At 58.6% G+C, this 21533-nt stretch carries 22 protein-coding genes; 9 read left to right on the forward strand and 13 right to left on the reverse strand.

Annotated features, from left to right (window positions below; genetic code table 11):
• Positions 1 to 351 precede the first annotated feature (351 nt).
• Positions 352 to 915 carry a D-glycero-beta-D-manno-heptose 1,7-bisphosphate 7-phosphatase gene (gene gmhB, locus BVU99_RS03570; RefSeq protein WP_025304009.1) on the reverse strand — a complete coding sequence of 188 codons (564 nt, stop codon included), beginning with the start codon at positions 913 to 915 and terminating at the stop codon, positions 352 to 354.
• A gap of 188 nt (positions 916 to 1103) precedes the next feature.
• Between gmhB and metN the strand changes: the two genes are divergently transcribed.
• From metN to proS, 6 genes are all read left to right on the forward strand, one after another.
• Positions 1104 to 2135, forward strand: a complete 1032-nt coding sequence (metN, locus tag BVU99_RS03575) for a methionine ABC transporter ATP-binding protein MetN (protein ID WP_049203287.1) — start codon at positions 1104 to 1106, stop codon at positions 2133 to 2135.
• The gene (locus BVU99_RS03580) at positions 2128 to 2781 is read left to right on the forward strand and encodes a methionine ABC transporter permease MetI (protein ID WP_004932010.1); all 654 of its coding nucleotides are present in this window, start codon (positions 2128 to 2130) and stop codon (positions 2779 to 2781) included. The genes metN and BVU99_RS03580 overlap by 8 nt, the downstream gene beginning before the upstream one ends.
• Positions 2782 to 2820: 39 nt before the next feature.
• Entirely contained in the window at positions 2821 to 3636 is an 816-nt protein-coding gene (locus BVU99_RS03585) for a MetQ/NlpA family lipoprotein (protein WP_025304010.1), read from the forward strand.
• Between the two features lie 114 nt (positions 3637 to 3750).
• Positions 3751 to 4155, forward strand: a complete 405-nt coding sequence (gene rcsF / locus BVU99_RS03590) for an Rcs stress response system protein RcsF (protein WP_025304011.1) — start codon at positions 3751 to 3753, stop codon at positions 4153 to 4155.
• Positions 4152 to 4859 (forward strand): tRNA (N6-threonylcarbamoyladenosine(37)-N6)-methyltransferase TrmO, encoded by a 708-nt coding sequence (gene tsaA, locus BVU99_RS03595; protein WP_033644898.1) that lies wholly within the window; start codon positions 4152 to 4154, stop codon positions 4857 to 4859. The genes rcsF and tsaA overlap by 4 nt, the downstream gene beginning before the upstream one ends.
• A gap of 112 nt (positions 4860 to 4971) precedes the next feature.
• Positions 4972 to 6690, forward strand: a complete 1719-nt coding sequence (proS, locus tag BVU99_RS03600) for a proline--tRNA ligase (protein ID WP_099817541.1) — start codon at positions 4972 to 4974, stop codon at positions 6688 to 6690.
• 60 nt (positions 6691 to 6750) lie between these two features.
• Here the strand turns inward: proS and nlpE are convergent, their stop codons facing one another.
• The 3 genes from nlpE to BVU99_RS03615 are packed head-to-tail and all read right to left on the reverse strand — an operon-like array spanning position 6751 to position 8429.
• A complete protein-coding gene (nlpE, locus tag BVU99_RS03605) occupies positions 6751 to 7434 on the reverse strand; it encodes an envelope stress response activation lipoprotein NlpE (protein WP_016929868.1) in 684 nt (227 codons plus the stop codon).
• Positions 7435 to 7463: 29 nt separating this feature from the next.
• Entirely contained in the window at positions 7464 to 7877 is a 414-nt protein-coding gene (gene arfB / locus BVU99_RS03610) for an alternative ribosome rescue aminoacyl-tRNA hydrolase ArfB (RefSeq protein ID WP_004931997.1), read from the reverse strand.
• 3 nt (positions 7878 to 7880) lie between these two features.
• A complete protein-coding gene (locus tag BVU99_RS03615) occupies positions 7881 to 8429 on the reverse strand; it encodes a YaeQ family protein (protein WP_025304016.1) in 549 nt (182 codons plus the stop codon).
• A gap of 213 nt (positions 8430 to 8642) precedes the next feature.
• Between BVU99_RS03615 and BVU99_RS03620 the strand changes: the two genes are divergently transcribed.
• Both BVU99_RS03620 and rof read left to right on the forward strand, forming a co-directional pair.
• Positions 8643 to 8843: a YaeP family protein gene (locus BVU99_RS03620; RefSeq protein WP_033652508.1), complete on the forward strand. Its 201-nt coding sequence runs from the start codon at positions 8643 to 8645 to the stop codon at positions 8841 to 8843.
• Positions 8830 to 9093 carry a Rho-binding antiterminator gene (gene rof, locus BVU99_RS03625; RefSeq protein WP_004931991.1) on the forward strand — a complete coding sequence of 88 codons (264 nt, stop codon included), beginning with the start codon at positions 8830 to 8832 and terminating at the stop codon, positions 9091 to 9093. The genes BVU99_RS03620 and rof overlap by 14 nt, the downstream gene beginning before the upstream one ends.
• Positions 9094 to 9143: 50 nt before the next feature.
• On the opposite strand, the gene BVU99_RS03630 is transcribed toward rof, so the two are convergent.
• From BVU99_RS03630 to BVU99_RS03665, 8 genes are all read right to left on the reverse strand, one after another.
• On the reverse strand, positions 9144 to 9458 hold the full coding sequence (locus tag BVU99_RS03630; RefSeq protein ID WP_025304017.1) for a c-type cytochrome: 315 nt from the start codon (positions 9456 to 9458) through the stop codon (positions 9144 to 9146).
• Complete coding sequence (gene tilS, locus BVU99_RS03635) at positions 9458 to 10789, reverse strand: tRNA lysidine(34) synthetase TilS (protein WP_099817542.1); 1332 nt, start codon at positions 10787 to 10789, stop codon at positions 9458 to 9460. The genes BVU99_RS03630 and tilS overlap by 1 nt, the downstream gene beginning before the upstream one ends.
• Before the next feature lie 56 nt (positions 10790 to 10845).
• A complete protein-coding gene (gene dtpD, locus BVU99_RS03640) occupies positions 10846 to 12291 on the reverse strand; it encodes a dipeptide permease DtpD (RefSeq protein ID WP_099817543.1) in 1446 nt (481 codons plus the stop codon).
• 68 nt (positions 12292 to 12359) lie between these two features.
• A complete protein-coding gene (gene cadA / locus BVU99_RS03645) occupies positions 12360 to 14498 on the reverse strand; it encodes a lysine decarboxylase CadA (protein WP_043139919.1) in 2139 nt (712 codons plus the stop codon).
• Positions 14499 to 14593: 95 nt separating this feature from the next.
• On the reverse strand, positions 14594 to 15937 hold the full coding sequence (gene cadB / locus BVU99_RS03650) for a cadaverine/lysine antiporter (RefSeq protein ID WP_025304021.1): 1344 nt from the start codon (positions 15935 to 15937) through the stop codon (positions 14594 to 14596).
• A 369-nt stretch (positions 15938 to 16306) separates the two neighbouring features.
• Positions 16307 to 17863: a lysine decarboxylation/transport transcriptional activator CadC gene (cadC, locus tag BVU99_RS03655; protein ID WP_089181232.1), complete on the reverse strand. Its 1557-nt coding sequence runs from the start codon at positions 17861 to 17863 to the stop codon at positions 16307 to 16309.
• An 89-nt stretch (positions 17864 to 17952) separates the two neighbouring features.
• A complete protein-coding gene (locus BVU99_RS03660; protein ID WP_025304023.1) occupies positions 17953 to 18342 on the reverse strand; it encodes a VOC family protein in 390 nt (129 codons plus the stop codon).
• A gap of 110 nt (positions 18343 to 18452) precedes the next feature.
• The gene (locus BVU99_RS03665) at positions 18453 to 18686 is read right to left on the reverse strand and encodes a glutaredoxin domain-containing protein (RefSeq protein WP_025304024.1); all 234 of its coding nucleotides are present in this window, start codon (positions 18684 to 18686) and stop codon (positions 18453 to 18455) included.
• A gap of 147 nt (positions 18687 to 18833) precedes the next feature.
• Here BVU99_RS03665 and BVU99_RS03670 point away from each other — a divergent pair, with 147 nt between their 5' ends.
• Positions 18834 to 19379 (forward strand): MarR family winged helix-turn-helix transcriptional regulator, encoded by a 546-nt coding sequence (locus BVU99_RS03670; RefSeq protein WP_025304025.1) that lies wholly within the window; start codon positions 18834 to 18836, stop codon positions 19377 to 19379.
• 4 nt (positions 19380 to 19383) lie between these two features.
• Here BVU99_RS03670 and BVU99_RS03675 read toward each other — a convergent pair whose 3' ends face one another.
• Positions 19384 to 21525, reverse strand: coding sequence for a lysine decarboxylase LdcC (locus BVU99_RS03675; RefSeq protein WP_025304026.1), 2142 nt, complete (start codon positions 21523 to 21525; stop codon positions 19384 to 19386).
• Between the last annotated feature and the right edge of the window lie 8 nt (positions 21526 to 21533).

Here is a 21533-nt window from a genome sequence, read left to right on the forward strand (position 1 = left end):
TTACTGCATGAATTTTACTTCAGTTAGTCACTCTTCAAGACTTGATATTTTTTTGCATCCGAAGATGCTGGATATCGTCTTGTGGAGTGCCCACACAGATTGTCTGATAAATTGTTAAAGAGCAGTGAGTTAGGCGCTTTCGCTTGCTAACTCGAGGTGGCGTATATTACGCTTTCCTCTTTCAGAGTCAACCCTAATTTTCAGGATTTTTTCTCTGCGACCCCCGGATACTCTGTGAAGTTGTTCACATGTTCCGTGTCGATGGAGGCGCATTATAGGGAGCTGGTTCAGAATGACAAGCGTTAATATGCATTTTTTATCTGACCGCTCACTATTCATTCGTAACGCCTATTAAACCCGCTTTTTGATGGCTGCAGGCAGGTCCGCCAGGCTATTTAGCACCCAATCGGCCAGCTTTTCGCCCTGCTCCGTCACCGGCTTGCCGGTACGCACCAGCACCTTGGTGCCGACGCCGGCCGCGATCGCCGCCTGCATGTCTTCCGGTTTATCCCCCACCATATAAGAAGCGGCCATATCGATGTTCAATTCCTGCTGTGCTTGCAACAGCATGCCCGGCTGCGGTTTACGGCAGTCGCACACCTGACGATACTCCTCTACTGCCGCCTCCGGATGATGCGGGCAGAAATAGATGCCGTCGAAGTCGACATCGCGATCGGCCAGCGACCAGTCCATCCACTCGGTCAGGTACATAAACTGGTCTTCGCTGAACTTGCCGCGCGCAATGCCGGACTGGTTGGTCACCATCACCAACGCGAAGCCCATCTTTTTAAGTTCGCGACAGGCGTCAATCACGCCGTCAATAAAGTGGAAATTGTCGATTTCATGGACATAACCATGGTCAACATTAATCGTACCGTCACGATCGAGAAAAATTGCTGGAACGCTTTGTGTCACCGCTTTGCTCCTGAGGGGCTGAATACGCTGACAGTATCGCATGTTTTACCCCGCACTGAGAACGCCGGAGAACGTCGCTGGCCGTTGACTTAGACGTCTAGACGCCTTAACATCTGATCCATACCTTGGTTCCACGCCGAGGTTTACTTTTATCTAGCCACGGGCAACCACGCTAAAATAAGAAGAATATGATTAAACTTTCTAACATCACTAAAGTGTTCCAGCAGGGTTCGCGCACCATTACCGCGCTCTCTGACGTGACCCTTCACGTCCCTGCAGGGCAAATCTATGGCGTCATCGGTTCCTCCGGCGCCGGTAAAAGCACGCTGATTCGCTGCGCCAACATGCTGGAGCGCCCAACGTCCGGCCAGGTGCTGGTCGATGGTCAGGATCTGACTTCGCTGTCGGAAAGCGAACTGACGCGCGCGCGCCGCCAAATCGGCATGATCTTCCAGCACTTCAACCTGCTTTCGTCCCGCACGGTGTTCGGCAACGTGGCGCTGCCGCTGGAACTGGACAATACGCCGCGCACCGAGATCAAAAAGCGTGTGACCGAACTGCTGGAGCTGGTCGGCCTGGCGGACAAGCACGACGCCTACCCGGCCAACCTGTCTGGCGGCCAGAAACAGCGTGTGGCGATCGCGCGCGCGCTGGCCAGCAACCCTAAAGTGCTGCTGTGCGACGAGGCCACCAGCGCGCTGGATCCGGCCACCACCCGTTCCATCCTGGAACTGCTGAAAGACATCAACCGCCGTCTGGGCCTGACCATTCTGCTCATCACCCATGAAATGGACGTGGTGAAACGCATCTGCGACCAGGTCGCGGTCATCAGCCAGGGGCAGCTGATCGAAAAAGACAGCGTCAGCGAAGTGTTCTCACACCCGAAAACCCCGCTGGCCCAACAGTTCATTCAGTCCACGCTGCATCTGGATATTCCGGACGACTACGCCGCGCGCCTGTCGCCGGAGCGCCAGGGCGACCGTCAGCCGCTGCTGCGCCTGGAATTCACCGGCCAGTCGGTCGATGCGCCGCTGCTGTCTGAAGCCGCTCGCCGCTTCAACGTGAACAACAACATTATCAGCGCCCAGATGGATTATGCCGGCGGCGTGAAATTCGGCGTGATGCTGGCGGAGCTGCACGGCAGCGACGAAGACGCGCTGGCGACGATTAAGTTCCTGCAAGAAAATCAGGTAAAAGTAGAGGTTCTGGGTTATGTCTGAGGCAATGATGTGGTTGATGGCGCGTGGCGTGTGGGAAACCGTCATGATGACCTTTGTCTCCGGCTTCTTCGGTTTCGTGCTCGGCCTGCCGGTAGGCGTGCTGCTGTATGTGACCCGCCCGGGGCAGATCATCGCCAACAATTCGCTGTATAAGATCCTGTCCGGGCTGGTGAACATCTTCCGTTCCATCCCGTTCATTATCCTGTTGGTTTGGATGATTCCTTTTACCCGCATGATCGTCGGTACCTCGATCGGTCTTCAGGCGGCCATCGTGCCGTTGACCGTGGGCGCCGCGCCGTTCATCGCGCGCATGGTGGAAAACGCCCTGCTGGAGATCCCGTCCGGTCTGGTGGAAGCGGCGCGCGCCATGGGCGCCACGCCGATGCAGATCATTAAGAAAGTGTTGCTGCCGGAAGCCCTACCGGGCCTGGTCAACGCCGCGACCATCACCCTGATCACCCTGGTGGGTTACTCCGCCATGGGCGGCGCGGTCGGTGCCGGCGGTCTGGGCCAAATCGGTTACCAATACGGTTATATCGGTTATAACGCCACAGTTATGAATACCGTATTAGTATTACTGGTAGTTTTGGTTTATCTGATCCAATTCTGCGGCGATCGCATCGTCAAAGCCGTTACCCATAAATAGTTTCACAGCATATTAATGCGAGTCTAATGAGGAAGGGATATGTCGTTAACATTTAAATCCATCGCGACAATTGGCGCACTGATCGGCACTCTGGCTCTGGCGGGCTGTGGCCAGGATGAAAAGAATCCAAACCACATCAAGGTCGGCGTGATCGTCGGCGCAGAGCAGCAAGTGGCTGAAGTGGCGCAGAAAGTGGCGAAAGAGAAATACGGTCTGGACGTCGAGCTGGTCACCTTCAACGATTACGTGCTGCCAAACGAAGCGCTGAGCAAAGGCGATATCGACCTGAACGCCTTCCAGCACAAGCCTTATCTGGATCAGCAGATCAAAGATCGCGGCTACAAACTGGTGCCGGTCGGCAGCACCTTTGTTTACCCGATCGCCGGTTACTCCAAGAAAATCAAATCGCTGGACGAACTGAAAGAGGGTTCTCAGATCGCACTGCCGAACGATCCGACCAACCTGGGCCGCTCGCTGCTGCTGCTGCAGAAAGTCGGCCTGATCAAACTGAAAGACGGCGTTGGCCTGCTGCCGACCGTGCTGGACGTGACCGAGAATCCGAAAAACCTGAAGCTGGTTGAGCTGGAAGCGCCTCAGCTGCCACGTTCTCTGGACGATCAGCAGATCGCGCTGGCGGTGATCAATACCACCTACGCCAGCCAGATCGGCCTGACGCCGGCGAAAGACGGTCTGTTCGTGGAAGATAAAGACTCGCCTTACGTCAACCTGCTGGTTGCGCGCGAAGATAACAAAGATGCGGAAAACGTGAAGAAATTCGTGCAGGCCTATCAGTCTGACGAAGTTGACGCCGCCGCCAACAAAATCTTCAACGGCGGTGCGGTGAAAGGCTGGTAAGCGCTTATTCACCAATTTTATTCCTATAATTGCAAGACGGGCCAAGGCCCGTCTTGTTATTTCCGCCATAGATTGCTTCAATAGCGCCACTTTCATTAAGGCAGAGGAATCTCAATGCGTGTTTTACCTCTCTGTTTGTTAGCGCTCGCGCTGGCCGGATGTTCATCGCAACGTATCGCGCCATCCTCAACAAACAGCACCAGCAAGCCGACCACGACCGCCCCGGCCAAGACCACGCCGGCCGCCCGCCCCGCTCCGGTAAAACTGTATAAAAGTGCAGAAGAACTCGTGGGTAAACCGTTCCGCGATCTGGGTGAAGTGTCCGGCGAATCGTGCCAAACCACCGTACAAGACTCCCCACCGAATCTGGCTACCGCCCGTAAACGCATGCAAATCCGCGCGTCTTACATGAAGGCCAACGCCGTGCTGCTGCACGACTGCCAGATTGTCAGCGGCGTCGCCGGTTGTTATCAGCAGGCCGTCTGCCAGGGCTCGGCGCTTAACGTCTCGTCCAAATGACCGAATTCGTTTTCGAGCAGATCGGCGTGATCCGCTCGCCGTATAAAGAGAAATTCGCCGTGCCCCGCCAACCTGGGCTGGTCGAAGACGGTGGCGGCGAACTGCTGTTGCTACCGCCCTACAACCAGGCGGAAGCGGTTCGCGGTCTCAGCGATTTCAGCCATCTGTGGGTGATGTTCATTTTCCATCAAACCATGGAAGGCGGCTGGCGCCCGACGGTACGCCCACCGCGTTTAGGCGGCAATGCCCGCATGGGCGTGTTCGCCACCCGCTCCACCTTCCGCCCCAACCCGCTCGGCATGTCGCTCATTGAGCTCAAAGGCGTACGGGTGAAAAACGGGGAAGTGGCGCTGGAACTGGGCAGCCTCGATCTGGTCGACGGTACCCCGGTGGTGGACATCAAGCCTTATCTGCCGTTCGCCGAGAGCCAACCGCAGGCCCGCGCCGGCTTTGCCCAGGCCGCGCCCGCCGGCGATATGCCGGTGCGTTTCGCGCCGCAGGCGGAACAGCAGCTGCAGCAACATCAGGCGCGCTACCCGCAATTAAGGCGTTTTATCAGCCAGGTGCTGGCACAGGACCCCCGTCCCGCCTATCGTAAAGGAGAGGACGTCGAACGGGATTACGCCGTCTGGCTGCTGGATTTCAACGTGCGCTGGCGCGTCGTAGACGGCCACACCGAAGTGCTGTCGCTCGACCCGCGTTAAAATTCCGCCGCCTCTCTTTTGGCGACCCGCTCGCGCTGGTAAACTAAATCACTTTTTGGCCGCCACTCTGGCAGCCCGATGCAATTTGCAGTTCTAACGGAACCAAAACACCATGCGTACTAGCCAATATCTGCTCTCCACTCTGAAGGAGACACCTGCCGACGCCGAAGTGATCAGCCACCAGCTGATGCTGCGCGCCGGGATGATCCGCAAGCTGGCCTCCGGTCTTTACACCTGGCTGCCGACCGGCCTGCGCGTTCTGAAGAAGGTTGAAAACATCGTTCGCGAAGAAATGAACAATGCTAATGCGATCGAAGTGTCCATGCCGGTGGTTCAGCCTGCCGACCTGTGGCAGGAAAGCGGCCGTTGGGAGCAATACGGCCCCGAGCTGCTGCGCTTCGTCGACCGCGGTGACCGTCCTTTCGTGCTGGGCCCGACGCATGAAGAAGTGATTACCGATCTGATCCGCAACGAGATCAGCTCGTACAAGCAGCTGCCGCTGAACTTCTTCCAGATCCAGACCAAGTTCCGTGATGAAGTGCGCCCACGTTTCGGCGTGATGCGTTCCCGTGAGTTCCTGATGAAGGATGCCTACTCCTTCCATACCTCGCAGGAGTCTCTGCAGGAGACTTACGACGCGATGTACGAAGCGTACAGCAAAATCTTCAGCCGCATGGGCCTGGATTTCCGCCCGGTGCAGGCCGATACCGGCTCGATCGGCGGCAGTGCGTCGCACGAATTCCAGGTGCTGGCAGACAGCGGTGAAGACGATATCGTGTTCTCCACCGGTTCCGACTTCGCCGCCAACATCGAGCTGGCGGAAGCGGTCGCGCCGGCGGCTCCGCGCGCGGCGGCCAGCGAAGCGCTGCGCCTGGTAGATACCCCGAACGCAAAAACCATCGCCGAGCTGGTCGAGCAATTCGCGCTGCCAGTGGAAAAAACCGTGAAGACGCTGATGGTACGCGCCACTGAAGAGAGCGGCCATAAACTGGTCGCCCTGCTGGTGCGCGGCGATCACGAGCTGAACGAAATCAAGGCCGAGAAGCTGGCGCAGGTTGCCGCGCCGCTGACCTTCGCCACCGAAGAAGAGATCCGCGCCATCGTCGGCGCTGGCCCGGGTTCACTCGGCCCGGTCAACCTACCGATGCCAGTGGTAGCCGACCGCAGCGTAGCGGCGATGAGCGACTTTGGCGCCGGCGCCAACGTTGACGGCAAACACTACTTCGGCATCAACTGGGAGCGCGATCTGCCGCTGCCGCAGGTGGCCGACATCCGTAACGTGGTGGAAGGTGACGCCAGCCCGGACGGTCAGGGCACGCTGCTGATCAAACGCGGCATCGAAGTGGGCCATATCTTCCAGCTCGGCACCAAGTATTCGGAAGCGATGAAAGCGACCGTACAGGGTGAAGACGGCCGCAACCAGGTGCTGACCATGGGTTGCTACGGCATCGGGGTCACGCGCGTCGTGGCAGCCGCCATTGAGCAAAACCACGACGAACGCGGCATCATCTGGCCGGACGCCATCGCGCCGTTCCAGGTCGCTATTCTGCCGATGAACATGCACAAGTCGTTCCGCGTGCAGGCGCTCGCCGAAGAGCTGTACAACACCCTGCGCTCCCTCGGCATCGACGTGATCCTCGATGACCGCAAAGAGCGTCCGGGCGTGATGTTCGCGGACATGGAACTGATCGGCGTGCCGCACTCTATCGTTATCGGTGACCGTAACCTCGACAACGAAGAGATCGAGTACAAGAACCGCCGCGTCGGCGAGAAGCAAATGATCAAAACCGGCGAAATCGTTGATTTCCTGCTGGGCCAGATCAAACGCTGAGCGACGAACGCCAGAAAATAAAAAACCCGCCTAGGCGGGTTTTTTTATATCCGAAAACGCTTACTTGCTGCTGCAGTTCTTGCTGCGATCGAACGCGATTTTGCCGTCCGGTACCACCGCCTTCTCTATCTGCCCTTCTTCCATCGATGGCTGCACGCTGAAGTGCGCATTGAAGGTCAGGAACACCGGCTCGCCGGCATTTTTGTTGGCTTTGGCGTAACCTTGCTCCAGCGCGATGTTGTTATCCACCGGGAACGTGATGCCGGTAGCGCAGTCCTTGAAGACTGCCGCATCCGCCATATAGGTGTAACTGCCTTTCATCACCATAGGGGTTTTAGGCAACGGTTTTTCAATTGGCTCCAGGCGGTAATTCAGCTTGGAGGCGATCGGCGCGCCGCTGCGATCCAGCATCTCCAGGCTCTTGCCCACCGGGCGGAAGTAGCGTTTTTCACCGGTGCTGTCGGTCAGCACCAGCTTATCCGCAGTGCGCGCCCATTTGCCGTAGTCGGCAAAGGTCTGATCGCCGTCTTTGGTGCCGCGATAGGTTTCCTGCAGAACAAAGGTGCCGTCCTCATCCAGGAACAGCGCCGTATCCAGCCCGCCGCAATCGGCGCAAGGCAACAATCCTTGATAACTCTGCGGCATCGCCTGCAGCGGTTGTTCCTTCGGCTGATAATGATTGTTGCATCCCAACAACGAGAGTGCGCCTGCCGCCAAGAACAGGGCTACCGTAATTTTCTTCACAGTTATTCTCCTACTGTGTTCATGTATTCCTAAGTGCGAACCTTGCCACGCAGCGCCTTGGTGGCGCCTTTACGCGTCTTGCCTTCCAGGCGACGCAGTTTCGCCCCTTTCGTCGGCTTGGTCGCCTTGCGCGTTTTTTCCACCACCATCGCCTGCTGAATCAGCGCGACCAACCTGGCCAACGCCGCTTCGCGATTCAATTCCTGACTGCGATACTCTTGCGCCTTGATAATCACTACGCCATCAGCGGTAATGAGATGATGATTCAGCGCCAGCAGCCTTTCCTTATAATACTCTGGCAGGCTGGATGCCCGGATGTCAAAGCGCAAATGGATCGCCGTTGAGGTTTTGTTCACGTGCTGGCCGCCCGCGCCCTGCGCGCGGATCGCCGTCAATTCCAGTTCATTATCCGGTATGGCTACGTTTCTTGACAGTTCCAGCACCGGTTACACCTGTGCCTGCTGCCACTCGGCAAACTGGATTTCCAGACTATTCTGAGCATCGGACAGCCAAATAGTTCCCTCCTGCAGCGTTGCCTGCAGCGTCATGGTGCGGCTGGCCAATGCCGTCAGGCGCGCCAACTGCTCGTCGTCAAGGAAACGCACGCTCAGGTTCTTGTAGCCGGCCACCTTACCCTGCATTCCCTGCCACCACACGTGCGCAGCGCGCTCGCCGTAGGCGTACAACACCACGCGCGGCGACTGGTTGCAGGCCTTGCGGATGCGTTTTTCGTCGGGTAATCCCATCTCGATCCACATTTCCAGCCCGTTGTGGTCGTTGCGCTGCCAGATCTCCGGCTCGTCGTCGGCGCTCAGCCCTTTGGTGAACACCAACCGCTCGTCGGCATGACAGATCCAGGCCAACAGGCGCAGCATCATGCGCTGCTCATTTTCGGACGGGTGTTGCGCCAGCGTCAGCGTGGCGTCGTGGTAGAAGTGACGATCCATATCAGCAATATTGACCGCGGCTTTATAAATGGTTGCTTTCAGCGCCATGGGTGACCTCGTTATTATCCGGCGACAGTGTACTTGATCAGGGCCAAACCCCGCCAGCGCGGCCAGGCTGCGGCAGTGCGAAAGGCGTGCCGGGGTGCTGATAACTCCATAACAGCTGTGCTATAGTCGTCTAGGATAGGATAAAACTCCGAGAGCCTGCGCCTCATCGCGATAGTAGTCTTGATGATGCAGAGGTTCTTAAGGGAGGAAACTGTGCAACAATACTGTGAGTTAGTACGCCGTACTTACGCCGAGATTGGCAGTGGAGATCTTGGCTACGTGCCTGATGCGCTGGCTTGTGCGTTAAAGGCATTGGACGATGTCGCAGCGAACCATGCGCTACCGTCCTCCGTTAGGGAACAGGCGGCCTTTGCCGCCGCTAACTTATTGGTGAGCGACTATGTTGATGAATGATGAGTACCAACCCATCAATTGCGATGACTACGACAACCTGGAACTCGCCTGTCAGCATAAACTTATTCTGAAGCTGGAGTTACGCGACGGAGAAGTGATCGAGGCCAAGGCGATCGACCTGCTGCAAAAGAAACGCGTTGAGTATCTGACCATCGAACAGAACGGCCAGCAGCGCGACCTGCGTCTGGACCATATCAGCAGTTTCAGTCATCCGGAAATCGGTACCGTGGTCGTCAGCCTGTCGGACTGAGCAGCGGTAACCCCATCCCAACAGGGCAGCCCAACGGCTGCCCTCGTCATTTAGGGCTTCAGGCTGGCGTAATAGGCCGCCAGATCGGCGATATCGTCATCCGACAGCCCCGACACGTAGGCCTTCATCACCTCGGCCTGGCCGCCGTTGCGTTCCCCTTTCTTGTACGCCTGCAATGCGTGCTGCAGGTACATGGCATTCTGCCCGGCCAGATTCGGGTACATCGGCACCGTCACCTTGCCCTGCGCGCCGTGGCAGGCCGCACAGGCGGCGGCTTTGGCCTGGCCGGCCGCCGCATCTCCCGCCGCCAACGCCGGCAGGCTGAACAGGCCGGCAGCCAACAGCGCGATTTCCACAAACTTCATCATTGCTCCTCACGATTATGATTTTTTTCCCAGCGCAGCCGCCACGGGCGTTCGCCTTCCGGCACCTGCCCCGCCTCACAGACGAATACGCCCAGCGCGGCGATCAGCTGCTCATCATAATAAATCAACGGGATGCGTTCACGCTGCCAGGGAGGAATACCCAGCTCCTGCCACAGTTTTTTTATCGGCCGCGAATGGACGCGCCCCACGATGCGCACCGCGCCCTGTAAGCCGCCGAAACGAATGCTAATCTGCTGCGATGGCTGCGGTGCACGCAGCGCCAGATCGCCCTCACCGGCAACCAACTGCCCCAGCCCGTCCGGCAACGTCAGCGGCTGGTCAGGCTGCCAGGGCAGATGCACATCGCGCAGCGCCGCCAGCGGCGGCAACAGGTGCAATCGGCCGCGGAAACGGCGGATCTGATAGGCGCCGAGCTGCAGCTGCGGTTCGGCATCTTCCCGGCTGAGCGCCACCTCATCCCACAGACGCTGAAGCTGCTCACGCGCCGGCATGGTGACGTTAAACAATGCGATCCAGCGCCGCAGCAAGGCGAAGCGCCGCACCGGCGAACAGTCGGTCAGGCCGTCAATCGCCAATGAGCGATCCGCCGCCAACAGGCTTTGCAGCTGTTCTGCCAACAGTTCGTCCAGCAGTTGCTCCTGCTCGGCGCACAGGCCGGCGCTGCGCGCTACCGCCGAGGCGAAGTGCGGCCAGCGCTGGTTGAGCTGCGGCAACACCTGCAACCGCAGGAAATTGCGATCGAAGCGCGTGTCCTGATTGCTGTCGTCATCTATCCAGGTTAAGGCGTGGCGTTGCGCGTAGCTTTCCAGCGTCTGACGCGAACAGCCCAACAGCGGCCGCAACAGCAGGTGCTCGCCCAGCGTCGCGCGCGCCGCCATCGCCGACAGCCCCGCCGGCCCGCTGCCGCGCTTGAGCGCCAGCAGGAAGGTTTCGCTTTGATCGTCGAGGTGTTGGGCGGTGAGCAGCGCTTCGCCCTCCGTGAGGGCGGCGCTGAAAGCGGCATAGCGCGCCGCACGCGCCGCCGCTTCGATGCCGCCCTGGCGGGCGTCCACCTGCACATGCGTCACCGTCAACGGGATCTGCCAGTCGGCACACCGGCTGCGGCAATGCTCAACCCAACGGTCGGCAAAGGCGCTCAGGCCATGATGCACGTGCAGCGCACGCAGCTGCAGCGCCGGACGTTGGCGGCGCAACGCCGCCAGCAGATGCAGCAGCACGCTGGAATCCAGGCCGCCGCTGAACGCCACCAGCAGCCGCTGCTGCGCGCCCAGCTGGTCCGCCACCTGCGTCGTTAATTGATCAGTATCCATCGGTAGGCTTTGTCACTTCTACATAGCTGCACGTTAACCCCGCCTACCGCCATCAATCAAGCATTAACCGTCCGGGCCTGGCGTCGCGTCAGCAGCCACCAGCCGCCCAGCACCGCGATCACCGCCAGCGCACATCCGGCCGCTCCCCAGCCGATCTGGGCGAAAATGCGGCCATACGCCTGCATCGCCGCCCCCTCTATGTGATCTTCGGCGGTCTGATTGGCGATGATGCCCGCCAGATAGTTGGCGATCGAACCGGTCGCCAACATATAGATGCCGGTCAACACGCCGGTGGCGCCGGGGATATTCAGCCGGGTGATCTGCGCCATCGCCACCGGATCGATAAACAGTTCGGCAAAGCCCATCACCGCCAAACCGGCGATCATCAGCCCCATCGATCCCGGCCCGTGCAGCCGCGTATTGAGCGCCATCAGCGTAAAGCCGACGCCGATCAACAGCAGACCGAAGGCGAACTTGCACCAGATGCGCAGCGTGCGGTCGCCATCGCCACTCGCCAGCCAGGCCAGCGCCACGCCGCCCAGCATCACCGCACAGGCGTTAACCGACTGGAACAAGGCGGTCGGCACCGTCCAGCCGAACCAGCGCCGGTCAACGAAATGATCGATAAACAGGCTGATGGAGCTGCCGCCCTGCTGGGCAAAGGCCCAGAACAGCGTGCCTAGCAGCATCAGCACAACGATCTGCCACAGCCCCCTGCGCTGGCCGGCGTCCGCGCGCAGCATAATGCGCGCCACCAGCACCACCGCCGCCACGCACACCAACCCGAGCAAATAGCCGGCCCAGCCACGTTCAAACAGCAGCGTGAAGAACAGCGGCGACGCCAGCAGCGCCGCCAGCAGCCATCCCCAGTGCGGCAAGCCCAGACTCCTGGCGCGCATCAGCGGTGCATTCACGCCGCGCGTGTGGCGGAAATGGCGTCCGCCCAGCAGAAAAATCACCAGACCGGCGAACATGCCGATCCCGGCCAACGCAAAGCCGACGTGCCAACCATAGCGTTCGGCCGCCAACCCGCAGGCGATCGGCGCCAGAATAGATCCGACGTTGCCGGCGGCGTACAGCAGCGAGAAGCCCCCTTCGCGGCGCGAGTCCTGCGCCGGATACAGCTCGCCCAGCAGGCAGCTGATATTGGATTTGAACAGGCCGTAGCCGCAGATGATGATGGCCAGCGCCAGATAGAGCGACTGGGCGGAGACCGCGCTCAGGCCAAGCACGATATGCCCCAGGGTCATCAGGGCCGCGCCGGCGATCACCGCGACGCGATTGCCCAGCAGGCGGTCGGCGAACCAGCCGCCAAGAATAGGAGTGACGTAAACTAACGAAGCGTAAGCGCTGTAGAGATCGATGGCGTGGCTGTCGGTATAGCCGAGTTGGTGGGTCAGATAGAGGATCAGTAACGCACGCATGCCGTAAAAGCTGAAATATTCCCAAATTTGTATCGCTACGACATAGTAGATTGCGCGCGGCTGTGAGGGTGTTTTCATGGTGGTCTCCCATCAGTCGGTGAACGGCAAAGGGGAAGCGCGAGCGCCTCCCCTCTTATTGGCTGCGGTTATTTCGCCTTCAGCACTTTCACCCGATAACGTCCGTCCGCCTGACGATAGGCGCCGTGAATGTCGGTTTCAAAGCCCGGATAATGCGCGCCGATTTCGCACAGCATCTGCAGGAACTCCAGCACCGGCCGGCTCTCTTCGGTCAGCATTTCGCCCGGCATCACCAGCGGCACGCCCGGTGGGTATGGGAGGATCATATTGGCGTTGACCTTGCCGACCATCTCTTCCAGATAGACCTCTTCCACTTCGCCGTGCAGCTCTTTCTGGAACGCCTGGTACGGATTCATCACCATGGTTGGCAGCACTTCGAACGCGCGGTACATCAGGTCCGGCAGGTTGTGCTGCTCCACTAAGCGGTGAATGTTCTGCGCCAGATCCTGAATGCGCATGTTTTCATAGAAATCAGGCGCTTCGTGATACAGCGAAGGCAGCATGTTTTTCACCCGCAGGTTCAGATCGAACGAGCGTTTGAAGTCGGTCATCGCGCGCAGCAGGCTGAGCGCCTTGGTTTTGTCGATGCCAATGCTGAACAGGAACAGCAGGTTGTACGGCCCGGTTTTCTCGACGATGATGCCGCGTTCGTCGAGGTATTTCGCCACGATGCTGGCCGGGATACCGAACGGCTGCATCTCGCCTTCCTTGCTCATCCCCGGCGTCAGAATGGTGACCTTGATCGGGTCCAGATACATGTGTTCGTTGTCGATGTTCTTGAAACCGTGCCAGGCGCTGTCGGAGCGCAGCGGCCAGCATTCCGGCTCATCGATATGCTCCGGCTGCCAGACGTCGAAGAACCAGCCGTCGGATTCGACTTTCAGGCGTTTGATCTCTTTGCGGAACTTGATCGCGCGCTCGATAGAGCCGTTGATCAGGCGCTTGCCGGCGTTGCCTTTCATCATCGCCGCGGCGGTTTCGGTCGACGCCACGATGCCGTAGTGCGGCGAAGTGGTGGTGTGCATCATGTAGGCTTCGTTGAAGGTTTCTTCGTTGATATCGCCCTTCACATGAATCATCGAAGCCTGCGAGAAGGCCGCCAGCAGTTTGTGGGTGGACTGGGTTTCGTAGATCACCTTGCCCTCCACGCGGCCGCCGCTCATGCCGCACTTGCCTTTATAGATCGGGTGGAAGTTGGTGTAAGGCACCCAGGCGGAATCGAAGTGGATCGACTTCACGTCCAGGGTGTTCTTGATAAAGTCGGTGTTGTACAACAGCCCGTCATAGGTGGAGTTGGTGATCACCGCGTGCACCGGCCAGGTGGCGTTCGGGGTCTCCTTCACGCGCTTGGCGATGGTGGCGCGCTGGAACTCGCTCTGCGGAATGCCGCCGAGGATGCCGTAGGCGTTGCGGGTCGGGCGGAAGTAGATCGGCGTGATGTCGCTCATCATCATCAGGTGAGTCAGCGACTTGTGGCAGTTACGGTCAATCAGCACCGTGCTGCCCGCCGGTGCCGAATACATGCCGACGATCTTGTTGGCGGTGGAGGTGCCGTTGGTGACCATGTAGCTGCGTTCGGCGTTGAACACGCGGGAAATGTACTCCTCCGCCTCTTTGTGCGGGCCGGAGTGATCCAGCAGCGACCCCAGTTCGGACACCGAAATCGAAATATCCGACTTCATGGTGTTCGGGCCGAAGAAATCGTAGAACAGGCTGCCCACCGGGCTCTTCTGGAACGCGGTGCCGCCCATGTGGCCCGGCGTACAGAAAGTGTATTTGCCTTCGCGCACGTATTTAAACAGCGCCTTGGTCAACGGCGGCAGGATGGTGTCGATATACTCGTCGGTGTTCTGTTTGATCTTGGCGGCGATGTCGGTTGCCGCGCCGAGCGCATATTCGAAGAAGCGCACCTGCATGCGCAGATCGTTCAGGCTGACGTCCAGCGTGGAATAGGTGTTGGCGAACGCGTACAGCGGCATGTACTCGTTCAGCTGACTGATCTCTTCGCACAGCTCCAGGTTGTATTTGTCCCAGTCGAAGATCACCCCGCACAGGCGGGCGTTGTTCTCGATCAGTTTCAGCAGGTCTTCGCGATCGTTAGGGTAAACGATGCGGAAATCCAGACTTTCCAGCGCCTGATGCAGTTCACGGATAGGCTCTTCTTTGAAGTAGACACCCATGTGATTCATGATGGCGATAACGTTCATATGCATTTCTCCTGGCAAAGCAAGCCCCTTCCCGTCGCGGCTGACAGGTCGGAAAGAAAGGGGCTGGGTAAATTCAGTCGGTCAGCGGACGCGAATCAGTGCGCTTTGGCCGTGGTGTTTTCATCGACCGCCGCTGCGTTGGCAGCCTGGCGGGTATTCATTTTCCGGGCGTAGAACATCAGGATAATCAGGCTGATGATAAAGGTGCCGGACAGTTCGAATGAGTTGGCGCCCATCAGCGCGATGAAGCAGAAGCCGCAGCCGCACACCGAAGCGATCAGGCTCAGCAGGTTGCGCACATTGACCCCTTCGAAGCGGATCAGATCTACGCAGGAATAGAAGTAAGGCAGCATGGTCAGCAGCACCGCGATGCCGGTCAGCTCGCCGAACAGGTCGGAAGCCTTGCCGCCTGCGGAGCTCATCAGGGTGATCAGCACCATCAGCGCGGTCATTTTGCAGCCGGCCAGCAGCAGGCCTTTTTTCGGAATGCCGTTTTTATCCAGCTCGCCGTACACTTTCGGGAAGTTGCCGTCATTGGCGGCGCGCACCCCGGCCTGGCCGACCAGCATCATCCACGAACCGAGTGAGGTCAGGCAGGCGAAGGCGGTGAAGGCGGAAACCATCGGTGCGGCCCAGTTGCCCATAATCGCCGAGGCGCTGATGGCGAACGGCGCGCCGCTGGCGGCCATTTCAGACGCCGGGAACATGCCGCTGATCACCTGGGTGGCGGCGATGTAGATGATGCCCGCCAGGCCGGTGCCGAGCATGGTCGCCAGCGGCACGGTACGTTTCGGGTTTTTCACCATGCCGGTGCTGACCGCTGCGGATTCCACGCCGATGAACGCCCACAGACACAGCAGAATACTTTTGATGACCGCATGGCTGTCGGTGGTGCCGGAGGTATTCCAGTTAGCCTGGTAGGTGGCGGCGTCAAACCAGTGCCAGCCGAGGGTGGCGGTCACGATCACCGGGATCAGCACCAATACCAGGCCCAGGGTAGTCAAACGGCTGACCCAGGTTCCGCCCAGCATGTTGACGAAGGTGAAGACCCACACGATGGCGATACAGGCGATACCGGCAGGTATCGGGTTGTTCAGCGCCGGGAAGAAGGTGGAGAGATAAGAAACGGCGGTAATGCCGATGGCCAGGTTACCGATCCAGTTGGCATGGTAATAAAGCACGCCGGTCTGGAAACCGAAGGCCGGGGAAATTTCACCGGCGTAGGCGATAGGGCCGCCCTGCTGCGGGTTTTTGGTGGCGAGACGGGCATACACATAGGCCAGCGACATCGCCCCGATAATCGAGATCACCCACCCCCAAATGGCGATGGATCCGAGACTCGCCAGGTTGGCGGGCAATAAGGCAATCCCGCTCCCCATCATATTGCCGGCGACGACGCCGGTGCAGGCAATAAGCCCTATTTTCTTGGGTGAAGCCATGGTCAGTTTCTCCTGATTTACGTTTCTTATAAGCCACACCCATAAATAAAAGATTTTAATGAGCCGGCTTGATAGTCAGGATGCTAACCATCGGGGGGAATAAAGTCCTAAAGATAAAGTGAGATTACGCTCATGATCATACAAATGATAACCTGAGGTTTTTGATTAACACATCAAGATAAAAAGGTTTGCTAAAGAAAAGATAAACATCGTTTAAAAACAGAATGATGCCCAGGTTAATAATGAATAACAAACGACAGAAAAGGAACAATATTACGCAGCAAAATAACACAATGGCGCAACATGTCTTCACCAATAAATAACGCCGACAGCATTCCCGGAGAATAATGGCGGCGTAGTATCGATTAATTATTGGTGCTGGTAGTTATTTAAATAAGGCACCACGTTGGTCAATGACGTCTGGAATACGCCATTGGTGATCCAATGCAAGGTATCCTCACCGGGGCGCAAATTGAACGCGGTAATATAAGAATCCGCCGCCAAATGATTCTGCCCCTGCATTTCATACACTTTGCCCAGCAACACATAATTCAGCCACGACATTTGCAACTCAATCCCCAGATCGATCGCCCGGTGCGCCTCGTCAATGCGCCCCTGCGCCAACGCATCGACCGCCAGAACTTGCTGCATGATCGGCGTGTTTTTCAATTCGGGGATCGTCGTCAGATGGCTGATATCGGCGCGCAATTGTGCCAAGGCCTGGCTGTCGAACGGTTGGTAAGAATTGCGTAGCACATCCACCAGCGCCTTTTCCGCCAGCAGGTAGTGGAAATTCGGCGCGCTTTTAATCAGCTCGCTCAGCTGAGCGCTGGCGCGAGTCAACGAATCGGCATCACCGTGGATCAACAATTGATGTGCCTGGTAGAAGCGCTGCAGCAGCGGCCCGTTGTCGGGCAGCAGCTGCGCCAGACGCTGCTCCAACTGCGGCGGCCAGGGCTGCTTCAGCGCCGTGGACAGGCTGGCGAGGAAATCGCTTTGGATCTTCAGCTGGTTATCGGCGGTAATGAAGTAACGCTTGTCCAACATGATTGAGCTGTCGGCGTTATCCACCAGCCGCACGGACAGGAAACACTGCTGGGCGCGGTAGTGGCGCTGATTGACGAACTCGATATACAGCGACTTGCCCGAGTTGCTGGGGCCGGAATAGTTGTAATTGGTTTGGTCGTGCACCAGGAAGGTCGAGTAGGTGTTGAGCGAATCGGTGATCAGCTCGCTGACGCCCACCACATAAGAGAGCTGCGGCATCCAGTTGCTGCAGCTCTCGCCGCCCTGGATGCGGATATCGATATCGCGCGGGTTGAGCAGCACCGGCATGGTCGAAACCGGCACGCGCTGCGACAGCGTGGCGATGCCGACAAACGCCACGCAGACGCTGAGCGCCGCCAGAAACGCCAGCCACACCCAGAACGTCGAGCGGAGATAAAAGCGCGGCTTCTTTTCGCCAGGCGCGGCGACCGGCGTTCGGGGCCGGCTCGGCGGCACGTACGGCGTCTCGTCGTCGTCATCGCTGCCGTCTTCCGGCTCATGCATGATCACCGCGATCTGCGGCGCCTGTGCGGGAGCAGGTTGCGTCTCGCCCTCTTCACACCATATCACCGACGTCGCCAGCTTATACCCACGCTTGGGCACGGTGATAATGTATTCCGGGCTGTCGCTGTCGCCGTCTTTCAGGTATTTGCGCAGCTCTGAAATACATTGGGTCACCACGTGGTTGGTGACGATATTGCGCTTCCAGACGTTGTCGATCAGCTCGTCGCGGCTCAGCACCACATCGGGGTGCCGGGCGAAATAGCACAGCATGTCGATCAGGCGCGGTTCCAGCGTTTTCTGGCGGCCGTCTCGGCTGATGGTGTTGTCGGCAGGGGTAACCAGCCACTCCCCGACGCGAAAAGCAGGCTCTTGCATGGCGGAAATAACTCTGTAGGCATGTAGGGCAAGGGCGCGATCATAGCATAACCGCCCCCGGCTGTGGCCGCCGGGAGGCGATTAAGCCGTTAACTCTCGTATAATTCTAACGGTAAACCATCAGGATCGCTGAAAAAGGTAAAGCGGGATTGGGTGTAGGGATCGACGCGCACCGGTTCGCAGGCAACGCCGGCCGCCTGCAGATGGGCGATGGCCCGATCGATGTCGTCAACGCTGAACGCCAGATGGCGCAGGCCGCAGGCCTCCGGGCGGCTGACGCGGGCCGGCGGCGAAGGGAAAGAAAACAGTTCGATAGTGTATTGTCCGTTGAGCGCGAGATCCGCTTTCCAGGAGTCGCGCTCCTCGCGGTAAACTTCACTCAGCAGGGTAAAACCGAGAATATCGCAATAGAAATGCTTACTGGCAGCGTAGTTCGCGCCAATGATCGCAATGTGATGCACCTGACGTAATCCCAGCATAGAAACCCTCTCCTGTTCATTCTGATGGGGCACGGTATCCGGCGGCGGCGATGACGTCAACGGCAAAAACCCCGCGGATTGCCGCGGGGCATGATTCAGCACACGGCGTCTCAGGCCTTCAGATCCGCCAACGCCGCGCCGAAGTTGATGTGCAGCACCTGCCCATCGACCACCAGCGCCGGTACACTCTGCACGCCGAGGCGCTCAGCTTCCGCCACGCGCGTTGGGCGTTCCCCCAGGTGCACCACTTCCACCTGCACGTTATCGCTCAACAGTCCCAACAGCTGCTGTTCGGCACTCACGCATACCGGGCAGCCGGCATGATAAAACACGGCCTTAGTCATCCTCATTCTCCTTGGTATTGACGGTTTCGGGCACGTTTACTTACCCATATTGTTTCGAATCGAAACAATGTGAACAGTATGCCAGCACCAATGACTTGTCAATATAGTTTTTAATCGATACTATTTACGCAGCCTGATGAGGATACGATGCTAAAACTGTTTGATCTGCTTGAACGCCTGAATAGCCTGCAACGCAGCTGGCTGCGCAGCCACGAAGAATTGGAAAGCCTGCCGCCGGTGCAGCTGAGCGCGCTCTACTATCTGGCACGCTGTAATCATTACTCCAACACGCCGATGGCCGTGGCGGAATACCTTGGCCTGACCAAGGGAACGGTGTCCCAATCGCTGAAAAAGCTGGAGCTGAACGGCATGATCGCCCGCACGGCGGACGCAAAGGATCGCCGCAGCGTGCGGCTGCGGCTGACAGAAAAATCGCGAAGTTTAATGGAGACTCTGTTTCCTCCTGCCTATCTGCAGCAGGCGCAAGACGCCATGCAGCAGGACGGCGAACAGTTGCAGGCGCTGTTAACCCAGCTGCTGCGCCAACTGCAGCGGCAGGAAAATGCGGCGCTGTTCGGCGAATGCCACCGCTGCCGCTATCACCAGCAGCGCAATGGCCAACCGTTTTGCGGCCTGACACAGGAACCGCTGCCGCTCGACAGCGTGAACCTGATCTGCCGAGAATTCGCCTAAACGATTATGCTGGCGCTTTCAACACCTTCACCAGATAGCGCCCGTCCTCCGTCAGTTTGGCGCCGTGGATGTCGGTTTCAAAACCGGGATAGCGCTCACCGATAGAGCACAGCATCAGCAGGAAATCGAGCACCGCCCGGCTCTCTTCGGTGATCATTTCTCCCGGCATCACCAGCGGCACGCCCGGCGGATAAGGCAGGATCATATTGGCCGCCACCTTGCCCACCAACTGATCCAGCTCGCAGGTTTCCACATTGCCGCGCACCTGCTCCTGGAACATCTGGTGCGGCGTCAGCTTCATTTCAGGCAGCACGTCGAACGCCCGCTGCATCAGGCGCGGCAGATCGTGTTGGCGGATCAGCCGATGAATGCCGGCAGCCAGATCCTGGATACGCATATGGCGATAAAAATCCGGATCCTCGGCGTACAGATCCGGCAGCATATTCTTCACCCGCAGGTTGAGATCGTAGGCGCGCTTGAAATCAGTCAGGCCGCGCAACAGGCTCATCGCCTTGGTTTTGTCGATGCCGATACTGAACAGGAACAGCAGGTTGTACGGCCCGGTCTTCTCCACCACGATGCCGCGCTCGTCGAGATACTTCGCCACCAGCGCCGCCGGGATCCCCTCTTCCTCCAGCGCACCCAGCTCGTTCATGCCCGGCGTCAGGATCGTCACCTTGATCGGATCGAGGTACATATGATCGCGATCGGTCTGGCCGAAGCCGTGCCAGTTATCGTCAGGATCCAATGGCCAACACTGCGCCTCATCGATCTCCTCCGGCTGCCAAATGTCAAAGAACCAACTGTCGCTCTCCTCGCGCAGCCGCTGCACTTCACGGCGAAAATGCAGCGCGCGCTCCACCGATCGATTGATCAAGCGGCGCCCCGGGTTGCCGCGCAGCATGGCGGCGGCGGTCTCCATCGATGCCACAATGCCATAGTGCGGCGAGGTGGTGGTGTGCATCATGTAGGCTTCATTGAAGGTGCTCTCGTCGTAGTCGCCCTTGATATGAATCATCGAGGCCTGAGAGAAGGCCGCCAGCAGTTTATGTGTAGACTGGGTTTCGTAGATGACCTTTCCGGGCACCCGATCGCCGCTCATGCCGCTCTTGCCGTCGTAAATCGGATGGAAGTTGGTGTAAGGCACCCAGGCGGAGTCGAAGTGGATCGACGGCACTGCCAGCGTCTGCTTGATGTAGTCGGTGTTATACAGCAAGCCGTCATAGGTGGAATTGGTGATCACCGCATGCACCGGCCAGGTGGCGTTCGGGGTCTCCTGCACCCGAGCGGCGATGCTGGCGCGGGTGAACTCGCGCTGCGGAATGCCGCCAAGGATGCCGTAGGCGTTGCGCAGCGGGCGCAGATAGATCGGAACGATATCGCTCATCATCAGCAAGTGGCACAGCGATTTGTGGCAGTTGCGGTCGATCAGCACCGTGCTGCCCGCCGGCGCCGAATACATGCCGACGATCTTGTTGGCGGTGGAGGTGCCGTTGGTAACCAAATAGCTCTGCTCGGCGTTGAAAGTACGCGCAATATACTCTTCGGCCTCGAGGTGCGGCCCGGTGTGATCCAACAGCGAGCCGAGCTCGGTGACCGAAATCGAAATGTCGGCCTTCAGGGTATTGGCGCCGAAAAAGTCATAGAACAGGCAGCCCACCGGGCTTTTTTGGAACGCGGTACCGGCCATGTGGCCCGGCGTGCAGAAGGTGTACTTCCCTTCGCGCACGTAGTTGAACAGCGCCTTGGTCAGCGGCGGCGTAATGGTATCAATATATTCTGCGGTGTACTGCTGGATGCGCTGCGCGATATCGTCCGCCGCATTCAGGCCATACTCGAAGAAATAGAGCACCATGCGCATTTCATGCAGGCTGACGTCGAAGGTGGAGTGGGTATTGATAAAGGCGTACAGCGGTAGGTATTCGTTCAGCTCGTTGATCTCGCTGCACAGCTCCAGGCTGTAGTCGTCCCAGTCGAAGATCACCCCACAGATGCGGGCATTGGCTTCGATCAGCTTCAGCAGGTCACCGCTGTTTTTGGGGTACACCAGTTGGAATCCCATGGTGGCCAGCGCCGCGTGGAGCTCGCGGATCGGCTCATCTTTGTAGTAGACGCCCGTCGGGCCCATGATGGCGATGATATTCATCGGCAGCT

The organism is Serratia sp. OLAL2 (assembly GCF_002752475.1).
GTDB classification, from domain to species: Bacteria; Pseudomonadota; Gammaproteobacteria; order Enterobacterales; family Enterobacteriaceae; genus Serratia; species Serratia bockelmannii.

Bases quoted from the DNA above. Each gene is read 5' to 3' on its own strand.
- BVU99_RS03630 (WP_025304017.1), bottom strand. From the start codon at position 9,458: ATGAAGTTTGTGGAAATCGCGCTGTTGGCTGCCGGCCTGTTCAGCCTG.
- BVU99_RS03615 (WP_025304016.1), bottom strand. From the start codon at position 8,429: ATGGCGCTGAAAGCAACCATTTATAAAGCCGCGGTCAATATTGCTGAT.
- proS (WP_099817541.1), top strand. From the start codon at position 4,972: ATGCGTACTAGCCAATATCTGCTCTCCACTCTGAAGGAGACACCTGCC.
- BVU99_RS03580 (WP_004932010.1), top strand. From the start codon at position 2,128: ATGTCTGAGGCAATGATGTGGTTGATGGCGCGTGGCGTGTGGGAAACC.
- tsaA (WP_033644898.1), top strand. From the start codon at position 4,152: ATGACCGAATTCGTTTTCGAGCAGATCGGCGTGATCCGCTCGCCGTAT.
- cadA (WP_043139919.1), bottom strand. From the start codon at position 14,498: ATGAACGTTATCGCCATCATGAATCACATGGGTGTCTACTTCAAAGAA.
- BVU99_RS03675 (WP_025304026.1), bottom strand. From the start codon at position 21,525: ATGAATATCATCGCCATCATGGGCCCGACGGGCGTCTACTACAAAGAT.
- BVU99_RS03585 (WP_025304010.1), top strand. From the start codon at position 2,821: ATGTCGTTAACATTTAAATCCATCGCGACAATTGGCGCACTGATCGGC.
- tilS (WP_099817542.1), bottom strand. From the start codon at position 10,789: ATGGATACTGATCAATTAACGACGCAGGTGGCGGACCAGCTGGGCGCG.
- rcsF (WP_025304011.1), top strand. From the start codon at position 3,751: ATGCGTGTTTTACCTCTCTGTTTGTTAGCGCTCGCGCTGGCCGGATGT.
- rof (WP_004931991.1), top strand. From the start codon at position 8,830: ATGTTGATGAATGATGAGTACCAACCCATCAATTGCGATGACTACGAC.
- BVU99_RS03670 (WP_025304025.1), top strand. From the start codon at position 18,834: ATGCTAAAACTGTTTGATCTGCTTGAACGCCTGAATAGCCTGCAACGC.
- cadB (WP_025304021.1), bottom strand. From the start codon at position 15,937: ATGGCTTCACCCAAGAAAATAGGGCTTATTGCCTGCACCGGCGTCGTC.
- dtpD (WP_099817543.1), bottom strand. From the start codon at position 12,291: ATGAAAACACCCTCACAGCCGCGCGCAATCTACTATGTCGTAGCGATA.
- cadC (WP_089181232.1), bottom strand. From the start codon at position 17,863: ATGCAAGAGCCTGCTTTTCGCGTCGGGGAGTGGCTGGTTACCCCTGCC.
- BVU99_RS03665 (WP_025304024.1), bottom strand. From the start codon at position 18,686: ATGACTAAGGCCGTGTTTTATCATGCCGGCTGCCCGGTATGCGTGAGT.
- BVU99_RS03660 (WP_025304023.1), bottom strand. From the start codon at position 18,342: ATGCTGGGATTACGTCAGGTGCATCACATTGCGATCATTGGCGCGAAC.
- metN (WP_049203287.1), top strand. From the start codon at position 1,104: ATGATTAAACTTTCTAACATCACTAAAGTGTTCCAGCAGGGTTCGCGC.